The 18,140-nt window shown below is 38.0% G+C and carries 17 protein-coding genes; 5 read left to right on the top strand and 12 right to left on the bottom strand.

Annotated features, from left to right (window positions below; translation table 11 throughout):
* Positions 1 to 270: 270 nt before the first annotated feature.
* A complete protein-coding gene (locus PLEUR7319_RS0118315; protein ID WP_019506683.1) occupies positions 271 to 987 on the top strand; it encodes a heme oxygenase (biliverdin-producing) in 717 nt (238 codons plus the stop codon).
* Between the two features lie 145 nt (positions 988 to 1,132).
* On the opposite strand, the gene PLEUR7319_RS0118310 is transcribed toward PLEUR7319_RS0118315, so the two are convergent.
* The 5 genes from PLEUR7319_RS0118310 to PLEUR7319_RS0118285 form a co-directional block, all read right to left on the bottom strand.
* Positions 1,133 to 1,366, bottom strand: a complete 234-nt coding sequence (locus tag PLEUR7319_RS0118310) for a photosystem II protein, Psb35-related (RefSeq protein WP_019506682.1) — start codon at positions 1,364 to 1,366, stop codon at positions 1,133 to 1,135.
* A 644-nt stretch (positions 1,367 to 2,010) separates the two neighbouring features.
* Positions 2,011 to 2,721, bottom strand: a complete 711-nt coding sequence (gene cysH / locus PLEUR7319_RS0118300) for a phosphoadenosine phosphosulfate reductase (protein ID WP_026102623.1) — start codon at positions 2,719 to 2,721, stop codon at positions 2,011 to 2,013.
* 31 nt (positions 2,722 to 2,752) lie between these two features.
* The gene (cysE, locus tag PLEUR7319_RS0118295; protein WP_019506680.1) at positions 2,753 to 3,358 is read right to left on the bottom strand and encodes a serine O-acetyltransferase; all 606 of its coding nucleotides are present in this window, start codon (positions 3,356 to 3,358) and stop codon (positions 2,753 to 2,755) included.
* A 285-nt stretch (positions 3,359 to 3,643) separates the two neighbouring features.
* Positions 3,644 to 4,222: a TetR/AcrR family transcriptional regulator gene (locus PLEUR7319_RS0118290; protein WP_019506679.1), complete on the bottom strand. Its 579-nt coding sequence runs from the start codon at positions 4,220 to 4,222 to the stop codon at positions 3,644 to 3,646.
* 48 nt (positions 4,223 to 4,270) lie between these two features.
* Positions 4,271 to 4,690 (bottom strand): VanZ family protein, encoded by a 420-nt coding sequence (locus PLEUR7319_RS0118285; protein ID WP_071592957.1) that lies wholly within the window; start codon positions 4,688 to 4,690, stop codon positions 4,271 to 4,273.
* Between the two features lie 41 nt (positions 4,691 to 4,731).
* Between PLEUR7319_RS0118285 and PLEUR7319_RS0118280 the strand changes: the two genes are divergently transcribed.
* The gene (locus PLEUR7319_RS0118280; protein ID WP_019506677.1) at positions 4,732 to 5,673 is read left to right on the top strand and encodes an aldo/keto reductase; all 942 of its coding nucleotides are present in this window, start codon (positions 4,732 to 4,734) and stop codon (positions 5,671 to 5,673) included.
* Between the two features lie 71 nt (positions 5,674 to 5,744).
* Positions 5,745 to 6,458 carry a 5'-methylthioadenosine/S-adenosylhomocysteine nucleosidase gene (locus tag PLEUR7319_RS0118275; protein WP_019506676.1) on the top strand — a complete coding sequence of 238 codons (714 nt, stop codon included), beginning with the start codon at positions 5,745 to 5,747 and terminating at the stop codon, positions 6,456 to 6,458.
* A 10-nt stretch (positions 6,459 to 6,468) separates the two neighbouring features.
* Here the strand turns inward: PLEUR7319_RS0118275 and PLEUR7319_RS0118270 are convergent, their stop codons facing one another.
* The 6 genes from PLEUR7319_RS0118270 to PLEUR7319_RS0118240 form a co-directional block, all read right to left on the bottom strand.
* Entirely contained in the window at positions 6,469 to 9,771 is a 3,303-nt protein-coding gene (locus PLEUR7319_RS0118270; protein ID WP_019506675.1) for an alpha-mannosidase, read from the bottom strand.
* An 834-nt stretch (positions 9,772 to 10,605) separates the two neighbouring features.
* Positions 10,606 to 11,103 carry a DUF2382 domain-containing protein gene (locus PLEUR7319_RS0118260; protein WP_019506672.1) on the bottom strand — a complete coding sequence of 166 codons (498 nt, stop codon included), beginning with the start codon at positions 11,101 to 11,103 and terminating at the stop codon, positions 10,606 to 10,608.
* A gap of 73 nt (positions 11,104 to 11,176) precedes the next feature.
* Entirely contained in the window at positions 11,177 to 11,887 is a 711-nt protein-coding gene (locus tag PLEUR7319_RS0118255) for a sterol desaturase family protein (protein WP_019506671.1), read from the bottom strand.
* 54 nt (positions 11,888 to 11,941) lie between these two features.
* Complete coding sequence (locus tag PLEUR7319_RS0118250) at positions 11,942 to 12,466, bottom strand: DUF421 domain-containing protein (protein WP_019506670.1); 525 nt, start codon at positions 12,464 to 12,466, stop codon at positions 11,942 to 11,944.
* A gap of 305 nt (positions 12,467 to 12,771) precedes the next feature.
* Entirely contained in the window at positions 12,772 to 13,227 is a 456-nt protein-coding gene (locus PLEUR7319_RS0118245) for a BON domain-containing protein (protein ID WP_019506669.1), read from the bottom strand.
* 145 nt (positions 13,228 to 13,372) lie between these two features.
* Positions 13,373 to 14,350 (bottom strand): DUF2382 domain-containing protein, encoded by a 978-nt coding sequence (locus PLEUR7319_RS0118240; protein ID WP_019506668.1) that lies wholly within the window; start codon positions 14,348 to 14,350, stop codon positions 13,373 to 13,375.
* Positions 14,351 to 15,002: 652 nt separating this feature from the next.
* Between PLEUR7319_RS0118240 and PLEUR7319_RS0118235 the strand changes: the two genes are divergently transcribed.
* Positions 15,003 to 15,389 (top strand): response regulator, encoded by a 387-nt coding sequence (locus tag PLEUR7319_RS0118235; protein ID WP_019506667.1) that lies wholly within the window; start codon positions 15,003 to 15,005, stop codon positions 15,387 to 15,389.
* 47 nt (positions 15,390 to 15,436) lie between these two features.
* Complete coding sequence (locus PLEUR7319_RS0118230; RefSeq protein ID WP_019506666.1) at positions 15,437 to 16,288, top strand: DUF1961 family protein; 852 nt, start codon at positions 15,437 to 15,439, stop codon at positions 16,286 to 16,288.
* Positions 16,289 to 16,436: 148 nt separating this feature from the next.
* On the opposite strand, the gene PLEUR7319_RS0118225 is transcribed toward PLEUR7319_RS0118230, so the two are convergent.
* Entirely contained in the window at positions 16,437 to 18,119 is a 1,683-nt protein-coding gene (locus PLEUR7319_RS0118225) for an alpha-glucosidase (RefSeq protein WP_019506665.1), read from the bottom strand.
* Positions 18,120 to 18,140 lie beyond the last annotated feature (21 nt).

The raw sequence follows: 18,140 nt of genomic DNA, 5'->3' as shown, positions 1-18,140 counted from the left end.
ATATTAAGCGCACCTTAGAGAAAATTGAGCTCTAAAATTGCCATTTTTTTTAGCATTTACAGTGTCCTTATCAATCTTTGTTAAATTCGTCTTGACTTTCTCTACATTTTCTGGGCTACGCTGTTACTAATCAAAATTATCTTGGATGTAAGAATTCTTAATAAGAATTCTCATTAATTCAGTTTAATCTAAAAAATTAGGCAGATTTTTGAGATCTTTTGCCAAGAGTTTATAGATCAGCAAGTTAATCATAAAAACGGGAAATTTAGTATGAGCGTTAATTTAGCCACAATGTTACGTGAAGGGACTAAACAGTCTCATACAATGGCAGAAAATGTTGGTTTTGTTAAATGTTTTCTTAAAGGAGTAGTTGAAAAGAAATCTTATCGCAAATTAGTTACTAGTCTCTACTTTGTCTACTCGGCAATGGAAGAGGAAATGGAAAAACTTAAAGATCATTCTGTAGTTTCTAAAGTATATTTTCCTGAACTCAATCGAAAACAGAGTTTGGAGGAAGATTTGCACTTCTACTATGGTGCTAACTGGCGCGAAGAAGCTAAAAATACTCAAGCAGGGAAAGCTTATGTAGCTCGTATTCGAGAAATTGCTAAGTCTCATCCAGAATTACTAGTATCTCACTGTTACACTCGCTACTTAGGAGATTTATCTGGAGGGCAAATCCTCAAGAAAATTTCTCAAAGAGCCATGAATCTCACTGATGGGGAAGGAACAGCATTTTATGAATTTGAAGATATTCCTGACGAAAAAGCTTTTAAGGATAATTATCGTCAAGCGATGAACGAGCTACCTATCGATGAAGCTACTGCGCAAAGAATTGTTGACGAAGCTAATGATGCTTTTGGTCTGAACATGAAATTATTCCAAGAACTTGAAGGAAATTTAGTTAAAGCGATCGGCGTAATGCTGTTCAATACTTTGACTCGTCGTCGTGCCCGCGGTAGCACTGAATTGGCTACTGCCGAATAATTAGCTATTAAGCTAGTTGAAGACAAAATTTTAGATATCAAAAAAAACAACCCCGAAAGCTGGGTTGCGGTTAAATTAGCTCATTGTCTAACTGTATCGCTATCTAGCTCTTGGGGTTGTGTGCTGATTAGGAGAAGATCGCCACTTAAGCTCGAGGAAGATTGTTACTAGTGTACGTGTCAAGAGAAAAGGCAGGAGTGCGTTCACTATAGTCAATATCTCTACCAGTAAAAGATTTTGCTAGTTGTTCAAAAGATTCAGATTTGAGGTTGCGCTCATGGATTGGCTTAGTTTGTTCGCCACGGAAATAAGCCTGTGTTCCAATAACTGCTGCTGCTGCCCAACCAATGATGAATACTGCGACCAATAAAGTTATCATAATAGACCTCTGCTTTGTAAACTTTTTATTCTTTATGTAAATAAATGTAACAGAAACTATTGTTGAGTGCAATATTGTGCACGTACGGTTATACGAATCTTTATAGGGGGCAAACCGATTGTCATTGGCTAAAAGTCAACAGCTAAGAGACTGTTCGTAAATTAGCTCCACATTTCATAAAACAAACAGCGGAATGCCAGTAGTTGGTCATGACTAAAAAAGACGCGGTTCTGAGAAAGGAGACACTGAGAGGGTAGAGAGGAGAATCGCCGCCTCCCCGTGTCTCCGTGTCAGTCTCAACCCACAACTCGCGCGTTCCTTGGCAGAGGAAATATGTCGCCGTATGCGATGGCTACCTACGGCAGGTTCGCTCGTCAAATTCGATGTTGACCAGCTTATGAAATGGTGGTTTCAAAGAAATCTTGGTTCATACAATCTACATCCTGGTATGAAAACTTCTTGAAGTAATAGATAATCGCTTATTCCCATGTCATACTCAATATAGAAGTTAAATCTTCTTCACCCCCTATAAATAATTTTTATAAAATACCATTCGCGCCTTAATTTATTGAGGCGCAATATATTATTTGGATATGGCGAGTTCGCTCTCAGATTTGATTATCCTTGGTTAAATGCTTGACAACTTAAGCGGCAACGGGAAGATGTAAACCACATTCCTGTTTGAGACCCCGAAAGCGAGTTAAACGTTCGTTAGTGTCTTCAGCCATTAAGGAACGACTGGAATGCCAATCGCCAACAGTAACATATCCTTGGTCGAAGAGCGGATGGTAAGGTAAATTATATTCTTGGAGGTAATAGTAAATATTTTTAGCGTTCCAAGATAAGATTGGTAGAACCTTGTATTGTTCTCCTTGCAGATTGATTGTTTGTAACTGTTGACGAAAATCGGTCTGTTCCCGTCGCAATCCCGCCAAAATAGCTTTAGCATTTAATTCTTTCAAGGCTCTGTTCATTGGCTCAACTTTACGGAGATAGTCATAGCGGTTTAATGCTTTAAGGTCATCTTGTTGCCAAAGCTTACCGTAAAGTGCTTCCATACGAGCGGGACTAAGATCTGATTGATATATCTGCAAATTGAGTTTCAGCTTTTTAGTTAATTCTTCAGCAAAGCGATAGGTTTCTGGAGGTAAGTAACCTGTATCAATCCAAATAACGGGAATATCGGGAATAATTTGAGTAACCATGTGAAGCATGACGGCTGACTGGATACCAAAACTAGTACTCATGACCAAACCTTTGGAGAAGTTATCTTGGGTCCATTGAACGATTTCTATAGCTTTTAAAGGAGTAAGTTCCTGATTAAGGCTAATTAAATCTAAATTTTCCGTTTTCATAGCTCTAGTGCCTCTAAGCTTGCGTCTGAGGTTAATTACAATCGAAATCTTCATCTCTTTGAGAGACAATACGACCTGGAATGCCCACTACTGTAGAATTTGCTGGTACATCTTTTACTACTACAGCACCAGCACCAACGCGAGCGTTACTGCCAATATTGATATTGCCGAGAATTTTCGCTCCAGCACCAACAGTAACGTTACATCCTAAAGTGGGGTGGCGTTTTCCATTATCTTTGCCTGTTCCACCTAAAGTTACACCCTGATAAAGCAAACAATTGTTGCCAATTACTGCGGTTTCGCCGATAACTACTCCCATACCGTGGTCGATAAATACCCTGTTGCCAATTGTTGCCCCAGGATGAATTTCTATTCCCGTTAGCAAGCGGGTGAGATGAGATAGAAAACGAGGAAAGAAAGGGAGATTTAACTTATGTAGCCAGTGAGCAAAACGATAGGAAACTATAGCTTGAGTGCCAGGATAACAAAGTAAAACTTCTAACCAATTCCGAGCTGCTGGATCTCGTTTTAAAGCGATCGCATAATCTTCAAAAATGGTTTTTCCCATCTGCTTAAGGGCAGTCCAGCGAGTGCGATCGGATTTGGTAAGGGTTGGGAGTCTGTTGTAAGCAGTCATAAGTAGTATTTTTGAGCTTATTTGTCTCGAATAGATTTTGTGAAGCGACAATTGGACGAAAATAGCTAACTTAGTTAGTCTTTGGGTTCTACAATTGGGAACGATATAGATGCTCCGGTTGGGTCGACCGTTTCCAGGGAGCTAACACCAGAGATAGCAGTAAGTAAAAGGAAAAAAGCGATGGTAGTAAAATCAATCAAGCGTTTCATGATGTTTTCTCCTGAGATGAATTAAGCAGTATCAATAACCAGACAGACCATTCTGTCTATAAAAGAACAAAAAAAATTAGCTCAATAATTGGTTCGCCGCCGCCTTACTTGCCTCAATGGGCCATAAGTCATGATGAATACGACTTTCAACTAATGCTGCTTCAAACAGTAGATAGACAGCAGTGGCTCTAGTCTGAGCCGATTCTGGGGAGATATCTTCTGGTAAAGCCTTCAACACTAATTGCTCTATGTATACCTTTAAATCGGTTTTCAATTGAGCAATTAACTGGCGGGGTTTACTCTCAGGTTGCGAAAATTCTGCCGCAATATTTAGAAAAGCACAACCTCGGCATTCAGCTTGTTGAGCAAAGCACGCAATATGATCGAATAAGGCTAAGATTTTAGCCTTTGGTTCTGGGTGCTGCTTGTCTAACTGTCGTAATTGTTGAACAAACGAACTGTTATAAGTTTTGATGTATTCCAATACCAATGCTTCTTTGGAAGGGAAGTGTTGGTAAAAACTTGCTTTCGCCACTTGAGCTTCGGCAATTATTTGGTTAATACCGGTTGCTAGATAGCCTTGTTCATAAAACAAGCGATCTACTGTTTTGAGAATGCGTTCTTTTGGTGTTAGTTGCTTGGTAACTGTATCCATAGTTAAATTTTAAAACAGACAAGTCTGTCTGTCAAGTTTAGATAAGACCTATTTCAGTTCTGAAGTAACAGGAAAAAGCCATCTGATAAGCTTTACCATTAATAAACCACAAATTAAACCAGTAGCATTAGCTACCAGATCGTGAAACTCTCCGTAACGATTAACATAAGGTTGTAATAATTCAATCCCCCCACTCCAACAAATAAAGAATAAGGCGATCGCTGGCCAATAGTTTGGTTTTCTGAGAGCTGTGGGAAACATTAAGACAGCGTAGGCAATTAAGTGGTGTGTTTTATCGTTTCCAGGCACAGGAGGTAATTGTTCTAATGGCCAAAGAGACATGATGGTGATGAACGAAAGGATAAACAGTGTGATAGAGATCCAAAACCTTCTGATAATAGTCAGCAGTTTATTAATCATATTTGAGCGAGCTAGTATTTCAACCTGATGCTTTAATTTGAGTAGAATTGTAAAGTAATGTAAGGAAGTCAATCAATCATTATAAGCTCATGGAAATAACTAAGCTATCGGTCAGTAATATATCTCTCCCGACCTTGGGTATTGGTACTTGGGCTTGGGGCGATCGCTTGTTTTGGGGTTATGGTTCTGATTACGGGGAAGTAGAAGTACAAAAAGCTTTTGAGGCTGCTGTTGCTAATGGTGCAACTTTTTTTGATACTGCTGAAGTATACGGTTTAGGAGAATCAGAAAGACTTCTGGGACAATTTTTAAAGCAAACAACTCAACCAGTACAGATAGCAACCAAATATTTTCCTTTACCCTGGAGATTTGGCAAGCAAGCGGTAGCCGATGCCTTAACCAATAGTTTGGAGCGGCTTGGGATAGAACAAGTCGCTCTCTATCAAGTTCATATGCCTTTTGACTTTCTAATGGGTCAATCAAATTTGATGGCAGCTTTAGCCGAAGAGGTTAAAGAAGGTCGTATTCTCACTGTTGGAGTTAGTAACTATTCGGCAGAGCAGATGGAACAGGCTCATGAATTCTTAGCTAAATATGATGTTCCCTTAGCCGTAAATCAAGTTCGTTATTCTCTGCTAACCAGACAAGTCGAACGCAACGGAATTATAGAGAAAGCCCGTGAGTTAGGTGTTACTATTTTGGCATATAGCCCACTAGCTCAAGGATTGCTGACTGGAAAATATAGCCCAGATCGACAAGAGCGAGTGACAGGAGCAAGAAAGCTCGACCCCAAATTTTCAGTTTCAGGATTAAGCAAAATTGAACCCATAATTAGCCAGCTAAAAAAGTTAGGTGAAAAATACCAAAAAACGAGTACCCAGGTAGCGTTGAATTGGTTGATAGCCCAAGGAAACGTAATTCCGATTCCGGGAGCAAAAAATGCCAAGCAAGCAGCAGAAAATGCTGGAGCTATGGGTTGGCAGCTTTCTCCTGAAGATGTTCAACAACTTAGTCAATTAAGTAATGATTGACGATAAAGGGCTTCGCCCCAGCTATCAGCCATAAGCCATAAGCTATAAGCTAGTTAAGATATGACTCCTAAATGAAAACTGCAATTCTCACTCCGCTTAAAGAAGAATTAGCTATTTTGGTTACTGAATTAGAGCGGTTTGGGCTGAATAAACAGGAGTTAAGATTAGGCAATATAGATATTTTTGAATTTTGTGAACTCGATCTATTGGTTGCTTGTGGTGGACATGGTAAAACGCAGTTTGGCATACAAGCACAATATTTACTTTGCCAAGCACCGCAGATAGATCTATTAGTCTGTGCTGGTGTGGCTGGAGCATTGTCTAACTCACTGAATATTGGCGATGTTGTCGTTGCAACTGAAACGGTTGAACACGACTACAATCTGAAATTTATCAGCCGTCCTTTGCCTCGTTTTGCTGGAGATCCTCAAATTATCGAGGTTCTACAAAATTTATCTCAAATGAATTCAGCGTTTTCAATTCATTTTGGTGGAGTTGCAAGTGGTGACGAGGATATTATTGATGCTGTAAGAGGACAAGAGTTAATGAATTTAACTGATTGTATTGCCGTAGCATGGGAAGGGGCGGGAGGAGCAAGAGCATGTCAATTCAGTGAGAAGCATTACGTTGAGTTGCGTAGTGTAACTGATACAGCGAATCATCAAGCAGCGGCAGATTTTGAAGCCAATTTGGTTATAGCCATGCATAATCTAGCTGAGATAATAGTTCGATGGAGAGCAAGTATTAAAAAAAGTAGAGCAAGTATAAAATCTGCTGATAGCTGATAGCTGATAGCTAGGAATTACCGTTCCTGTAAGACGATGAGGAATCAGTTTCAGTTCTTAGTTTTAAAGTCACAATTTTATAAGGTTCAATTTTATAAGGTTCAATTTTATATAGTTCCTCTGTTGCTTTTTTGGTTTTGTTTTCCAAACAATCCAATAAACTATCTTGTTGTAAATTCAAATCACTTTTGATGCTCAGATTACTTGCTTCTCCCTGAGATTCATAGCAACGCATAATTAGTTCTTGATTTTTGGATAGTTTTAAAGCCATTAAGATTAAATTGTCGGCTGATAAGTTTAACAACTCGCTCCTAGGAGATAATTGCTGATAAGTTTGATTATTCAAGTTATTACTATCGAGCAATACAGTTTGTAGTGAAGTATTTAACTCATATGCCTTTTGTACTGTTTTAGCTGATTGCCAACCATTATTATGGGGATATATTGCATAGGTAAAATGATGAATTCCTCGATCGCTCTGGGGATCGGGCCATACAGGAGAACGTAACAAAGTTAATCGTAACTGATTGGGTTTGGCATCGTAACCATACTTGCAATCATTGAGAATGCTAACGCCATATTGACCATTATTAAGAGTTAGATCGAGCCAATTAAGGGTTGACCCTTCCCACTTAGCTTTATCTGCTGCTGTCTTGGGCTTAGTTGTTCTGGCTATTGTTCCGCAGGGAATTTCACAGGTAACATAATCGCTGTTTAGATTGAGGGGAAACGCCACCTTAAGCATCACATGAGTTTCTTGCCAATCAACTGTATTGGCTATTTTTAATATCGGTGAATTGCCTTGCAAGATAATATCTTGAATGAATTCTGATTGATTAAGATGCTTGATTACTCTGATTCGTTGTTCGAGCTTTTCGTCTTCAATCCATTGAATTGATTTTAATTCTGGATCGGGTAATTGCTTTTGTTCGTATTCGGGATCGATATTCCAAGCATCCCAATATTGCCCTCGATCTGCAAAAGCTTCTAATTTGTTTCCTGGGTCAGATAGTAATTCTCGGCGATTTTGTTTATCGTAGATACTATTTAAGTTACCAGTTTCAGAATCAACAACCACTTTTAAATATTGATTCTCAAGCATAAATTCTTGCTGGTCTAAAGTTGTTCTTTGAGGAGAAGTCTTATTAGGACACAGCCAAAATAAACGATATCCCACAGAGGGAATATCTTCAGCTAAGAAAATTAATTGCTGCTCGGCTTTAAATTGTGATTCTCCTTCAAAAGATATTACTGCTTCCACAATCTGCGATCGCACAGGATTTCCTAGACAATCAAACACCGTAAATTCTGTATTTTCGATGTTTACTGTTACTATTTCTGATCGCTCCCAATTAAGAGAATTAAAAACAACTAAGGGTCGAGCATCAGGTTGAGGTGGGGTAGGAAGAGCAATACTTGAGGCGATCGCTTTTAAGGCGGTTTGAAGTATTTGCTCGCCGAGGGCGATCGCAGTTTCCCAGTCCTGGTTCGCTTCCGTAAATACTTCAGGAATAGAAGTACCAGGTAAAATATCGTGAAACTGATTAAATAAGACTTTTTTCCAGGCAATTTCAATCAGTTTTTGCCAATCTGCTAAATTAAGATTTTCTCGTTCAGGAATCGAAATCTTATCGAGCAATTGTAAATGATTCAAGAATTGGTCTTGACAAAGTAAAGTTGCCCAAGTTGACCATAACTCCGCTTGATAAAGTAATCTTTCACAATAGCGATTATATTTTTTCTGATCTCCATGGGTAGTGTAGCAACCTCGATGTAGCTCTAAATATATTTCGTCTTGCCAGATAGGTATTGAGGACTGGAAATTATTGATGTGATTGTTGTTATTTCTAGGTTGAGATATCTTTTTCAAATAATCAGTGGCAGTGGAAAACTCAATTTCCGGAAAAAAGGGGGAATTATGCCATTTCTCGGCTACTTCTAACATATCTCTCGTAGGACCACCGCCATGATCTCCTACTCCCGGTAGCCAAAAGATATCCTGCAAACCTGTTTGGGTTTCCCATTCAATAGCATAGTTAGTCATGGTAATCGGGTTAGTATCCATAACTCCCGTAACGTTGGGAGGAGACATCACAGTCAGCAACTGTGTCCCATCGGGAGACTCCCACCAAAAACACCCCAAAGGAAACTTAGTGGTATCGTTCCAATGCAGTTTACCGGTAACAAAATATTCAATCCCACATTGTTTGAAGATTTGAGGAAGTTGCCAGGTAAAACCAAAGCTATCGGGCAACCAAGCTATTTTGCTAATTTCGCCAAATTTCGCCAAATAATATTGTTGACCATAGAGTAATTGTCGAATTAAAGATTCTCCACTAACGAGGTTAGTTTCCGGTTCGATCCACATTCCTCCTAAAACTTCCCATTTATTTGACTTAACTGCAGATTTAATTAATGCAAACAGTTGAGGACGATTAATCTCCATCCATTCATATAAAGCCGGACTTGTATGACCAAAAGTCAGATGGGGAAAATCCTGTTGTAAACTCAGTACGGATTTAAAAGTACGTTCGGCTACCTCATAAGTTTCGTCAGTAGTCCAGAGCCAAGCCATATCTAGATGGGCATGACCAAGTAAGTTGAAACAACGTTGTTTAATATTTTTGGCTAGAGGTAATAGTCTTACTCGCAGATTAGCTAAATCCCGAGCAAACTTCTCAGCGGATTGCAGATTACTCCAATCAAAACTTGTTAATTCTGTTGCTAAGATTTCTAGGTTTTCCGGTTCAAACTGGGAAATATATTTAAATAAAACTGTAAGCTCATCTGCTACCAAGCCAGGATCGACACTTTTAGGAATATCTATTTTTTCATAAACTAAATGCGATCGCATTAAGGCTCCTATGTCATGATTAGGGCTAACTAAGCAGATTGCAACTGTGTATTCATTACCTGGTTGAGCATCCTCAGTAATCATTACCCGTGCTGAAGAGTCAAACAAGTCACCTTGCTGCACCAATTCCCCATTAATAAATATCTGAGCCTCTTCTGCCCACCAAGTTAATACTAAGCGTAAGCTTAAACCTGACACAGAATAACCCTGAAGTGTTGGAGGAATAACAATCTTTTGTGCCAACCATCTTAATTGTCTTCCCTGAGGAAAAACTATATAACCTTTTTCATTGGCTGATGCAGTCGGGCATTCTTGAAGATTAATCCTCGCTAAATTACTGTTGATGTTGATTATGTTTAATAGTGTAATGTCACGCCAACTATGCTGTACCTCTAATTGAACTAGCTGGCGTAGTTTATTGATGACTTGCTCTATGGTTACAACAAAGTTATGAGCCACGGCTGATTGGTTTGATTTTTTTTGAGGAAACGATAGTTAACAATTTATCAACAAGCATCTACCAGAATACTTCTTTCTCGCATTCTATTTAAAATTAAAAATCTACAAACCCAAAATTTTACGCTGTTATTAATCTTTATTATTTTTAAAATTGCCGTTCATAATACTTTAGGATAACTTAAAAGTATTTCCATTTTATTTAAATAGTTCATAATTTTGTTGATTCAAATTTATGTAAAAACACCTGATTTCAATGTAAATAGCTATTAGCTATTAGCTATTAAAAAAATAATGATTAATCAAGAAGGTCTGAGAGGATATCTGAAAAGTTGTTTTTATACATTCAAATCTTTGATTTCACCCCCCTAGCCCCCCAATTCTGGGGGGAAACGCTCAAAAGTCCCCCAAACTTGGGGGATTTAGGGGGCTTTAAAATTATGATTTATACTTTTCAGACAACCTCTGAGAAAATTTATTTGGTTAAAGTTACAAAGAAAATCTAAAAAATTATTACTTAAGCAAGAAAGAGAAGTTGCCATCAAAAGATTGCATCGAGAACTATGGTTAGATGCAACTTGGAATACAAACTATATTGTTTTTACGATTAGTGCCTGTTTGATTGCTACTTTTGGATTAGTTATAGTAGTTCTCGAATTAGTGAAGTACACCTCGGTTAGGATAAATTCGGAATTCGGAGTTCGGAATTCGGAAAATTTTGTACCTCACCTATTTGAGAAACGCTCTAGTAAATTAGATATTAAACTGACCTCTTGACTGGTCTACCATTCACTTCTGCATCATTTTGACTTAGCAACGATGCTCTAGATTTTAGTGCTACTGCCGATGATGATGGCGATCGCAAATATTTTGGTATGCTCTTTGAGATTCAGGATTATCGGTAATTATTTCCAGTCGTATTTTAGTATTGCCCGGAGTAGAATTAGTTGTAATTTTGGTCAATAAGTCTTTAACTGATTGTAAAGAAACAAACTCGCTTTGAGCTTGGTAAATATTGTGGGTATCACCTAGTTCGCCAAATTTAACGCCGTCAACCTCTGATTCTCCTAGGTCTATTTCCGTTAGATGCTCTGTAGTTATTCCTACTGTTTCTACAATCAGTTTTTCTCGACGAATCGGAATATGTACCATCCGCGTTTCAACTTCTTTGCGAACAATGACCTCTCCAACTTTTTGCTTACGACGTTTAACAATTAACTTTTCTTCTAACAAAGAAATATCATGAATATCTGCCACTTCTTCTGGCTTTTCTTCAGTGTTATCTGTGTGCGGAGAATTGATTTGCCAGTTGTTATTTAGAGAGAAATTGTCCATCTTTTTTGCTCCTTAAGTAAAATAAATTTAGGATTAAATTTAGGATGATTATTTAATTATCGATCTTAATTACTTAGTCAGTACTAAGCAGACGATCCCAAAAAGTAAAATACAGACCGTAGTGGCGAGTATATATCTGATGATGTAGAGCGTGATGATCGGAGCTGATAAACCATTGACCTAACCAATGATGGGGAAATCTAGGGAACAATTCAAAACCAAGATGGTTAACTAACGCCCAAACGGTCATGGTAATTAACAATAAAGCCAAAACATAGAAGTGAAGGGGAATAAAAAATACTATTGCGACCAGAAAAATTCCTTGAATCAATGCTTCGGGAAAATCGAGAGCGAAAGATGTCCAGGGGGTAGGATGTTTAGAACGATGGTGTCCACGATGTAGCCATTTGAATAGTTGGGGATGATGAAATCCGCGATGGAGAAAATAAAAGCAAGCATCCTGTAGTAGGATTACAATCAGAAAACTGGCAATCAAATACCAAGTTCCATAATCATCAATGGACCTGTATATTCGTGTAGCACCAGAATCGTAGATCGTCATTACTAATGCAGCACATATAGCTAATGCCACAGTAGTAATTATAGAAAGGGCAATATCGTTTTTGATCGCTTTTCGACTGGGAAGTTTAATAATTTTAGGTTGATGTTTGAGCAAAAATTTCTGGGAAGAATAAAATAACCAATAAGTTCCTCCTGCTACTAAAAAATAGCGTACAAGAATAATACCAAAAAAGGCGCAAAGGTAATATAGCCAGAGTTTCATTAAATTAATTGTTACATTTTAAATATTTAATTAGCATTAGAAATTTTAGTGGAACTAGCTTACGCGTAGGCTAGCACGGTCAAATTCTCTAACGTCTTTTAGAGCAGAGGCAGAACTATTGTTGATTTTCTGGATCACGCTAAAGCTACCGTCTGTTTCTAAAACTACGGCATCGGCATCTTCTATTGCACTAACACCACTAGCACGCAAAGCTGCTAAAACTTCTCCTTCTGAGACACGTTCTCGTTTGAGTACATCATGTCTGAGTTTTCCTTGATAGAGCAATAATGCTGGTTCAGCTTTAACTAGTTTTTGCACCCAGGTAGAACGCACTGCTACCCAGGTAAGAATATATTGAAACAGAACCAATAATGCAAAACCCAGAATTCCCGTACCAAAAGAATCCTTAGTCGATAACAAAATACTCGATAAAATTGACCCAAAGGCAATAGTAACTACAAAATCAAAAGAATTCCATTTTGCTAGGGTGCGTTTACCAGATATCCGCAACATAAAAATTATGGCGATATAGGCAATAGTTCCCAGTAAAATAGTGCTGAAAAATGGATTGTCAAGCATGGTTAGTTTAAGATTTAAGAGCTATGGAGCAAGACTCATACTAAAGAGTTCTGTTCGTATAGATTACTTGTATATAGTCCCTAAATCCTTCAAACTTGAGAGACTTAAAATGACTTTCTACTTCTTCGCTAAAGTAACTTTTATCAAGCAGATTTATTGTTAGCAATGTCCTTTAGATTTGTCAAAAGCGGATATTAGTATCGATTAGAAAATTTAGGGGCTATGGCTGAAAATAAATTTAAGTCCGCCTATGCCCCAACTGCCTTATTTAATCCTTTTTGACTTCGAAGTCGTCTGGCTAAAGCTTAGGATTCGGTAGGAGGTACAATTTCTACCTCTTCAATATTGACACTATTAACACCCGTAATTTCTTTTGCCAGAGGCTCTATGGTTGAGTATTCCTTTTCTCCTGGAACAGTGCCAATAATAACTACATCACCATTCTCTGCTTGAATAGTCAACTTAGAACGAGGGATATTAGCTTCCAATTTTGCTCTAATTTCACTTTCTAGATCAGAATCGTTTCTTACTTCTTGTTCTCCCAAGACATCGTTGCGTTGCTCTCGCGCGCGAATATCAGAACTTAACTGATCTTGGCGAATTTCGCTGTTGGCATCTTCTAATGTATCTTCGACTTGTGCGGGGTCTTCTACTGCCTCATCTGCTGAATCGGGAGCTTCAGAACTTGTTTTGGCTACATCACAGCCGACTGCACCTAAAAGTAAAACACTACTTAATAAAAATGTTGTTAGTTTATTCATTATTCTTTTTCCTTGCTCTTTAATAATTAATTTGATTGACTGTGGTGATTAAATTACTTTCAACTCGATAATTTATTTTGACGACTAAAGTGAAGGGTCAAATATTGATCATTTATTAATTGTTAAATGATCAATAGTTCAATATCTATCGTTCGATGATATCGCCGTCGGCATCAACTTCTAATTCTTCACGACGGATAGTTTCACGAGCCTCTACAGTCTCAGTTTCTACTTCTTTGCGAACGTTAACTTCTTCGCGGACAAAAGCTTCCTTTTGAATATCAGCAGTTTCCTCATAGAGTTCTACCTCGGCTACTTTACCGCCTGCGAAATTAGCAGTACCAGGAGTAACTACAGTACCAGCAGCAACATCTGTACGTTCAATCACGATGCGTTCTTTTTCTACAGGTACAGAAACACTAGCTGTTTCGGTTTCAACACGTTTGCCGATGGCAACTTCACCAGTTTTCTCACGCTGTTTGTTAACCATCAAGCGTTCTTCATATAGTCTGATTTTCTCATCATCAGCAATATCAGTTCTGGTTCTGATATCTTCGTCTACTTCTGTAACTGCTGTAGCTTTGGCACCAGGAACGTCATAGATACCAAATTCTTCTACACCGTTACGTTGTAGAATTACCTCTGCACGAGCTATTTCTGCTGTATTACCGTTGACTATTACAAGGAAACTGCCACCTTTTACTCTGTCGTTGTATATCTTGGCTTTTTCTTCAGGAATACCCAAACCGATCAAAGCACCGATCAAACCACCTGCTGCCGCACCAATACCAGCACCGGCTAAAGTAGTGGCGATCGCCGTTGCTTCTGCACCAGCTAGCAAGATTGGTCCAATACCAGGGATAGCTAAAGTCCCTAAACCAATTAACAAACCAGTAATACCGCCTAAAGCACCACCAGTAACTGCACCTGTTGCTGCACCTTCATCAGCTTTGTTACCGATTTCTTCTGTAGTCTCGTGTCCACCTATTTGATCGGCATCTCTAGCAATTACAGACACTCGATCCATATCATAACCAGCATCCTTAAGGGCGCGGACTGCTGCTTCTGCTTCATCACGACTATAAAATAATCCAGCAGCACGTTTATAAAAGTTATGTTCCATTATTGCTTTACCTCCTAAGATATTTCTCGACTGATTTTTAGCGGCTTGTTTAACAAAAATTGGCGAGAATTCAATTCGTTTTCCTATATCATCTTCACATTACTTGGAAATAAATCCATCTATCTAAAGCACAGTTTTTGGTTATTAAAACTTAATTTCTTCAAGAAGTTCTTGAGTATTTCATGTTGATACATGATGACTTTTAAAGGGATTAGAGATTAGCTCGGTATAGTTTCAATCTCTAGATAGATTCGTTTAAATCAAATAACTGTGTGTTAATTTTTATATTAGTTAAATCCAGTCTCGTTTACCAATCCAAGTAGAATTACACTGAAATAAATAATACTGAAGAAAAATAAAATATTTTGCTGATTTTTATCAAGAAACACTGAATATATTTTAAAAATAAGGTGATCTACTCAACCTTTCAAAATTATTATTTTTGTTAAAACGTTTTAGAATTAAATAATAAATAAAAATAAGTTATTCTTATTGGAAAACGAGATAGTAGCCAAAATTCTATTCTGATACAGCATCGATTTAGAATTTATGAACGGAGATCTACTGTTTTACATCTTTAAGTATTTATATTTCATTACTTAAGAAGTATCTATAAGTAAGAAGGAATCATAATCTATGGGGAATATGGTTTATGGTTAGTCAGACATTAGACGAGCAACCGCAAATTTTAGTCGTAGAAGATAACATTGATAGTTTGCTCTACGTTACTGCCGCGTTAAATTTATTGGGATATTCTTTTGCAACCGCGCAATATGCTCAACCAGCATTATATTTAGCCAGAAAGAACTTGCCAGCTCTTATCCTTTTGGATATTGGTTTACCAAAACGTAGCGGTTTAGATTTAGTCAGAGATTTAAAGCGCGATCATTCAACTAAAGATATCCCGATTGTGATCATATCTGCAATAGAAATATCAGAGATAGAAAAACAAGCCAAAGTGCTAGGATGTGATGAATATCTTGAAAAGCCCTATTTATTTGAACAGTTAGAACGAAAAATCAACTCTCTAATCAATTAGTATAATAATCTCACACCGCTCAACTTTACCGTTTGAAGGAGAGTAAAATGAACAATTACAGGAACGGTATTCTTGGCATCGCCATTCTTCTATGCGCATTCTGTCTTGGTTTGACTTCTGTAGAGGATTCTAAGCCACACAAACAGGAATCCATAAAAAGCTTTCAGGAACTTAATCATGCTGAATGGAAAGAGGTATTCTACGATCCAGGCACAAGGGACTGGAAAGAGAACTGGACACTTGACGGACTAGAGGCAAAGGTTGAAAACAGTAAGGAAGGCATGGATTTCTCTGCGGGACAGTCATTTGGCAATGATTCGTCCCACGCCGTAATGTGGACAAAACAAAGCTTCAGTGGAGATATCAGGATTGACTATGAATATACCAAGCTAGATGAAACCATCCGTGCCGTGACCATTCTCTACATCCTCGCCACTGGCAGTGGATTAGATCCATACGAGAAAGACATTGCCGAATGGGGCGACCTTAGAAAAGTACCCTCCATGGCAACGTATTTTAACAACATGAATACTTACCACATCAGCTATGCTGCATATGGACTTAAGAACACCGATCCTGCAAATGATTACATACGGGCTCGACGATACATGCCGAAAGCCAAGAAGGGCTTGAAAGGAACAGAACTGAAACCTGACTATTCTGAAACGGGACTTTTCCAAACTGGGGTCCCCCATAGAATAACTGTTATCAAAGAGGGAAATGACCTATTCATGAGTATCCGCACTAAGGGAAAGACAAAGTTATTTCATTGGAGAACCGATTCTTTACCTCCGATTACGGAAGGACGCATTGGTTTGCGCCACATGTACACCCGAAGTGCCCGATACCGTGATTTCCGAGTTTCAGTGCTGAATGATCGAGATATAGATCGTTTTTAGATCAAATTTAGATCAAACAAAATATCAACAGTCAAAAAATAGTGAATTTATTATTGCATTTACTTTGTTACTGCCGTCACATTCTCTCTTATAATGAAAAGTCCTAAACTTTCTCTTCAATTAGAAGGATTATCAATTGTAGATTTTTCTAGTTTTTCTGAAGAATCGTTATTTCAAATGGTTGTAAAGTTTCAGGTATGTCGATAATTTTACCTTCTTCCCAAATATTGGAAATTAGTACCGACCAATCTTCTGGTTCAATATATTCATCAACTTCCATCGGCTTTTCATAAGAAAAATTGATGATAATTAACACTTTTTCCGCTTTAGTTTGTCTAACATAAGCCAAATGTTCGTAAGGATAATGAATTAGAGGTTTCCAGCTTCCCCTCAAAAGAGCCTTACTATTTTTTCTGATCTTAATTAATCTCCTATAGAAATTAAAAATAGAATCTTTATTTTCTAATTGCTGGACGACATTAACTTCCGTGTAATTATCGTTTACTGGTAAATAAGGTTCGACATCTTTACCAAAGCTAAACCCTGCATGAGCAGTATCATCCCACTGCATAGGAGTTCTGGCACCATCTCTAGGAGGTGGTAATTCTCCAGTTTCACTCTTGACTACCGCTTTGTCTTGGATTTTTTCCGGAGGAATATCGAGATTGTCCACCATACCAATCTCCTGACCATAATACATTACAGGAGTTCCTCTCACGGTCAAGAGTAAAGTAGCAGCTGCTTCGGCGATCGCATCTGGATTGGTACACAAGCTACACTCAATCCAACGAGATAAATGACGGGGAATATCGTGATTGTCTAAAAAGTATGTAGGCCAACAATCCTTGGGAGTAACGGCCTCTATTTTAGCTATTTTTCGTTGGAGATAGCCTGGATACCAAGGACTAAAAGTAAATTCAAAATTAAATGGTAAGTGCAGCTCGTCATTCTTGATGCCATAAAAAGTAATTGAATCGTATAAACTGCTGTCAATAAAAGTCTCGCCAATTAAAACTCTGGCATCATATTCATCAATAATCTGGCGAATTTCTTGGATAATATGATGATTTTCTGGCAGATCTTTATCATATAAGTGGTCTTGATTATTATAGTTATTTCTATCTGTGGTACCAAACTTAACAGGATTGTAACGATAATATTTATCCTTACTGTAAACGCTGGAAGCATCGAGTCTAAATCCATCCACCCCCTTATCTAGCCAAAACCTAATAATGTTGTAAACTGCTTCTCTAACTTCAGGATTGTTCCAATTTAAGTCTGGTTGATTTTTATTGAATGCATGATAGTAATATTGATCTCTAGCTTCGCAATAAGTCCAGGCAGTCCCCCCAAAATAAGATAGCCAATTATTGGGAACTGAACCATTGGGTTCGGCATCTTGCCAATGATACCAATCACTTTTGGGATTGTCTTTACTGGAACTAGATTCAATAAACCAATCGTGCTGATCTGAGGTGTGGTTGACAACTAGGTCGAGAATCACCTTAATATTGCGCTGGTGACATTCAGCTAATAAAGTTTCAAAGTCTTCTAAGGTACCAAATACTGGGCAGATATCATAGTAGTCGCTAATATCGTAGCCATTATCAAACATCGGCGAAGTATTAATTGGGGATAGCCAAATTGCATCGATTCCCAATGAGTTTTTACTATCTGGTTGACCACCGTTAAGGTAATCAAGTTTTTTAATGATGCCCTGTAAATCACCTTTGCCATCACCATTGGCGTCAGCAAAAGTTAAAGGATATATTTGGTAAATTACGCCAGTTTCCCACCATTTATCTGCTCGAGATTTCGTATTATTGATCATTGAAGAATAATTTTATCTATT

This window comes from Pleurocapsa sp. PCC 7319, from assembly GCF_000332195.1.
GTDB lineage: Bacteria > Cyanobacteriota > Cyanobacteriia > Cyanobacteriales > Xenococcaceae > Waterburya.
The sequence above is the reverse complement of the archived record's forward strand: the minus strand, read 5'-3'. Positions and strand labels throughout refer to the sequence as shown.

Excerpts from the sequence above, each read along its gene's own strand:
- PLEUR7319_RS0118225 (WP_019506665.1), bottom strand. The coding sequence starts at position 18,119 with ATGATCAATAATACGAAATCTCGAGCAGATAAATGGTGGGAAACTGGC.
- cysE (WP_019506680.1), bottom strand. The coding sequence starts at position 3,358 with ATGACTGCTTACAACAGACTCCCAACCCTTACCAAATCCGATCGCACT.
- PLEUR7319_RS0118235 (WP_019506667.1), top strand. The coding sequence starts at position 15,003 with ATGGTTAGTCAGACATTAGACGAGCAACCGCAAATTTTAGTCGTAGAA.
- PLEUR7319_RS0118315 (WP_019506683.1), top strand. The coding sequence starts at position 271 with ATGAGCGTTAATTTAGCCACAATGTTACGTGAAGGGACTAAACAGTCT.
- PLEUR7319_RS0118250 (WP_019506670.1), bottom strand. The coding sequence starts at position 12,466 with ATGCTTGACAATCCATTTTTCAGCACTATTTTACTGGGAACTATTGCC.
- cysH (WP_026102623.1), bottom strand. The coding sequence starts at position 2,721 with ATGAAAACGGAAAATTTAGATTTAATTAGCCTTAATCAGGAACTTACT.
- PLEUR7319_RS0118230 (WP_019506666.1), top strand. The coding sequence starts at position 15,437 with ATGAACAATTACAGGAACGGTATTCTTGGCATCGCCATTCTTCTATGC.
- PLEUR7319_RS0118275 (WP_019506676.1), top strand. The coding sequence starts at position 5,745 with ATGAAAACTGCAATTCTCACTCCGCTTAAAGAAGAATTAGCTATTTTG.
- PLEUR7319_RS0118310 (WP_019506682.1), bottom strand. The coding sequence starts at position 1,366 with ATGATAACTTTATTGGTCGCAGTATTCATCATTGGTTGGGCAGCAGCA.
- PLEUR7319_RS0118245 (WP_019506669.1), bottom strand. The coding sequence starts at position 13,227 with ATGAATAAACTAACAACATTTTTATTAAGTAGTGTTTTACTTTTAGGT.
- PLEUR7319_RS0118280 (WP_019506677.1), top strand. The coding sequence starts at position 4,732 with ATGGAAATAACTAAGCTATCGGTCAGTAATATATCTCTCCCGACCTTG.
- PLEUR7319_RS0118240 (WP_019506668.1), bottom strand. The coding sequence starts at position 14,350 with ATGGAACATAACTTTTATAAACGTGCTGCTGGATTATTTTATAGTCGT.
- PLEUR7319_RS0118290 (WP_019506679.1), bottom strand. The coding sequence starts at position 4,222 with ATGGATACAGTTACCAAGCAACTAACACCAAAAGAACGCATTCTCAAA.
- PLEUR7319_RS0118260 (WP_019506672.1), bottom strand. The coding sequence starts at position 11,103 with ATGGACAATTTCTCTCTAAATAACAACTGGCAAATCAATTCTCCGCAC.
- PLEUR7319_RS0118255 (WP_019506671.1), bottom strand. The coding sequence starts at position 11,887 with ATGAAACTCTGGCTATATTACCTTTGCGCCTTTTTTGGTATTATTCTT.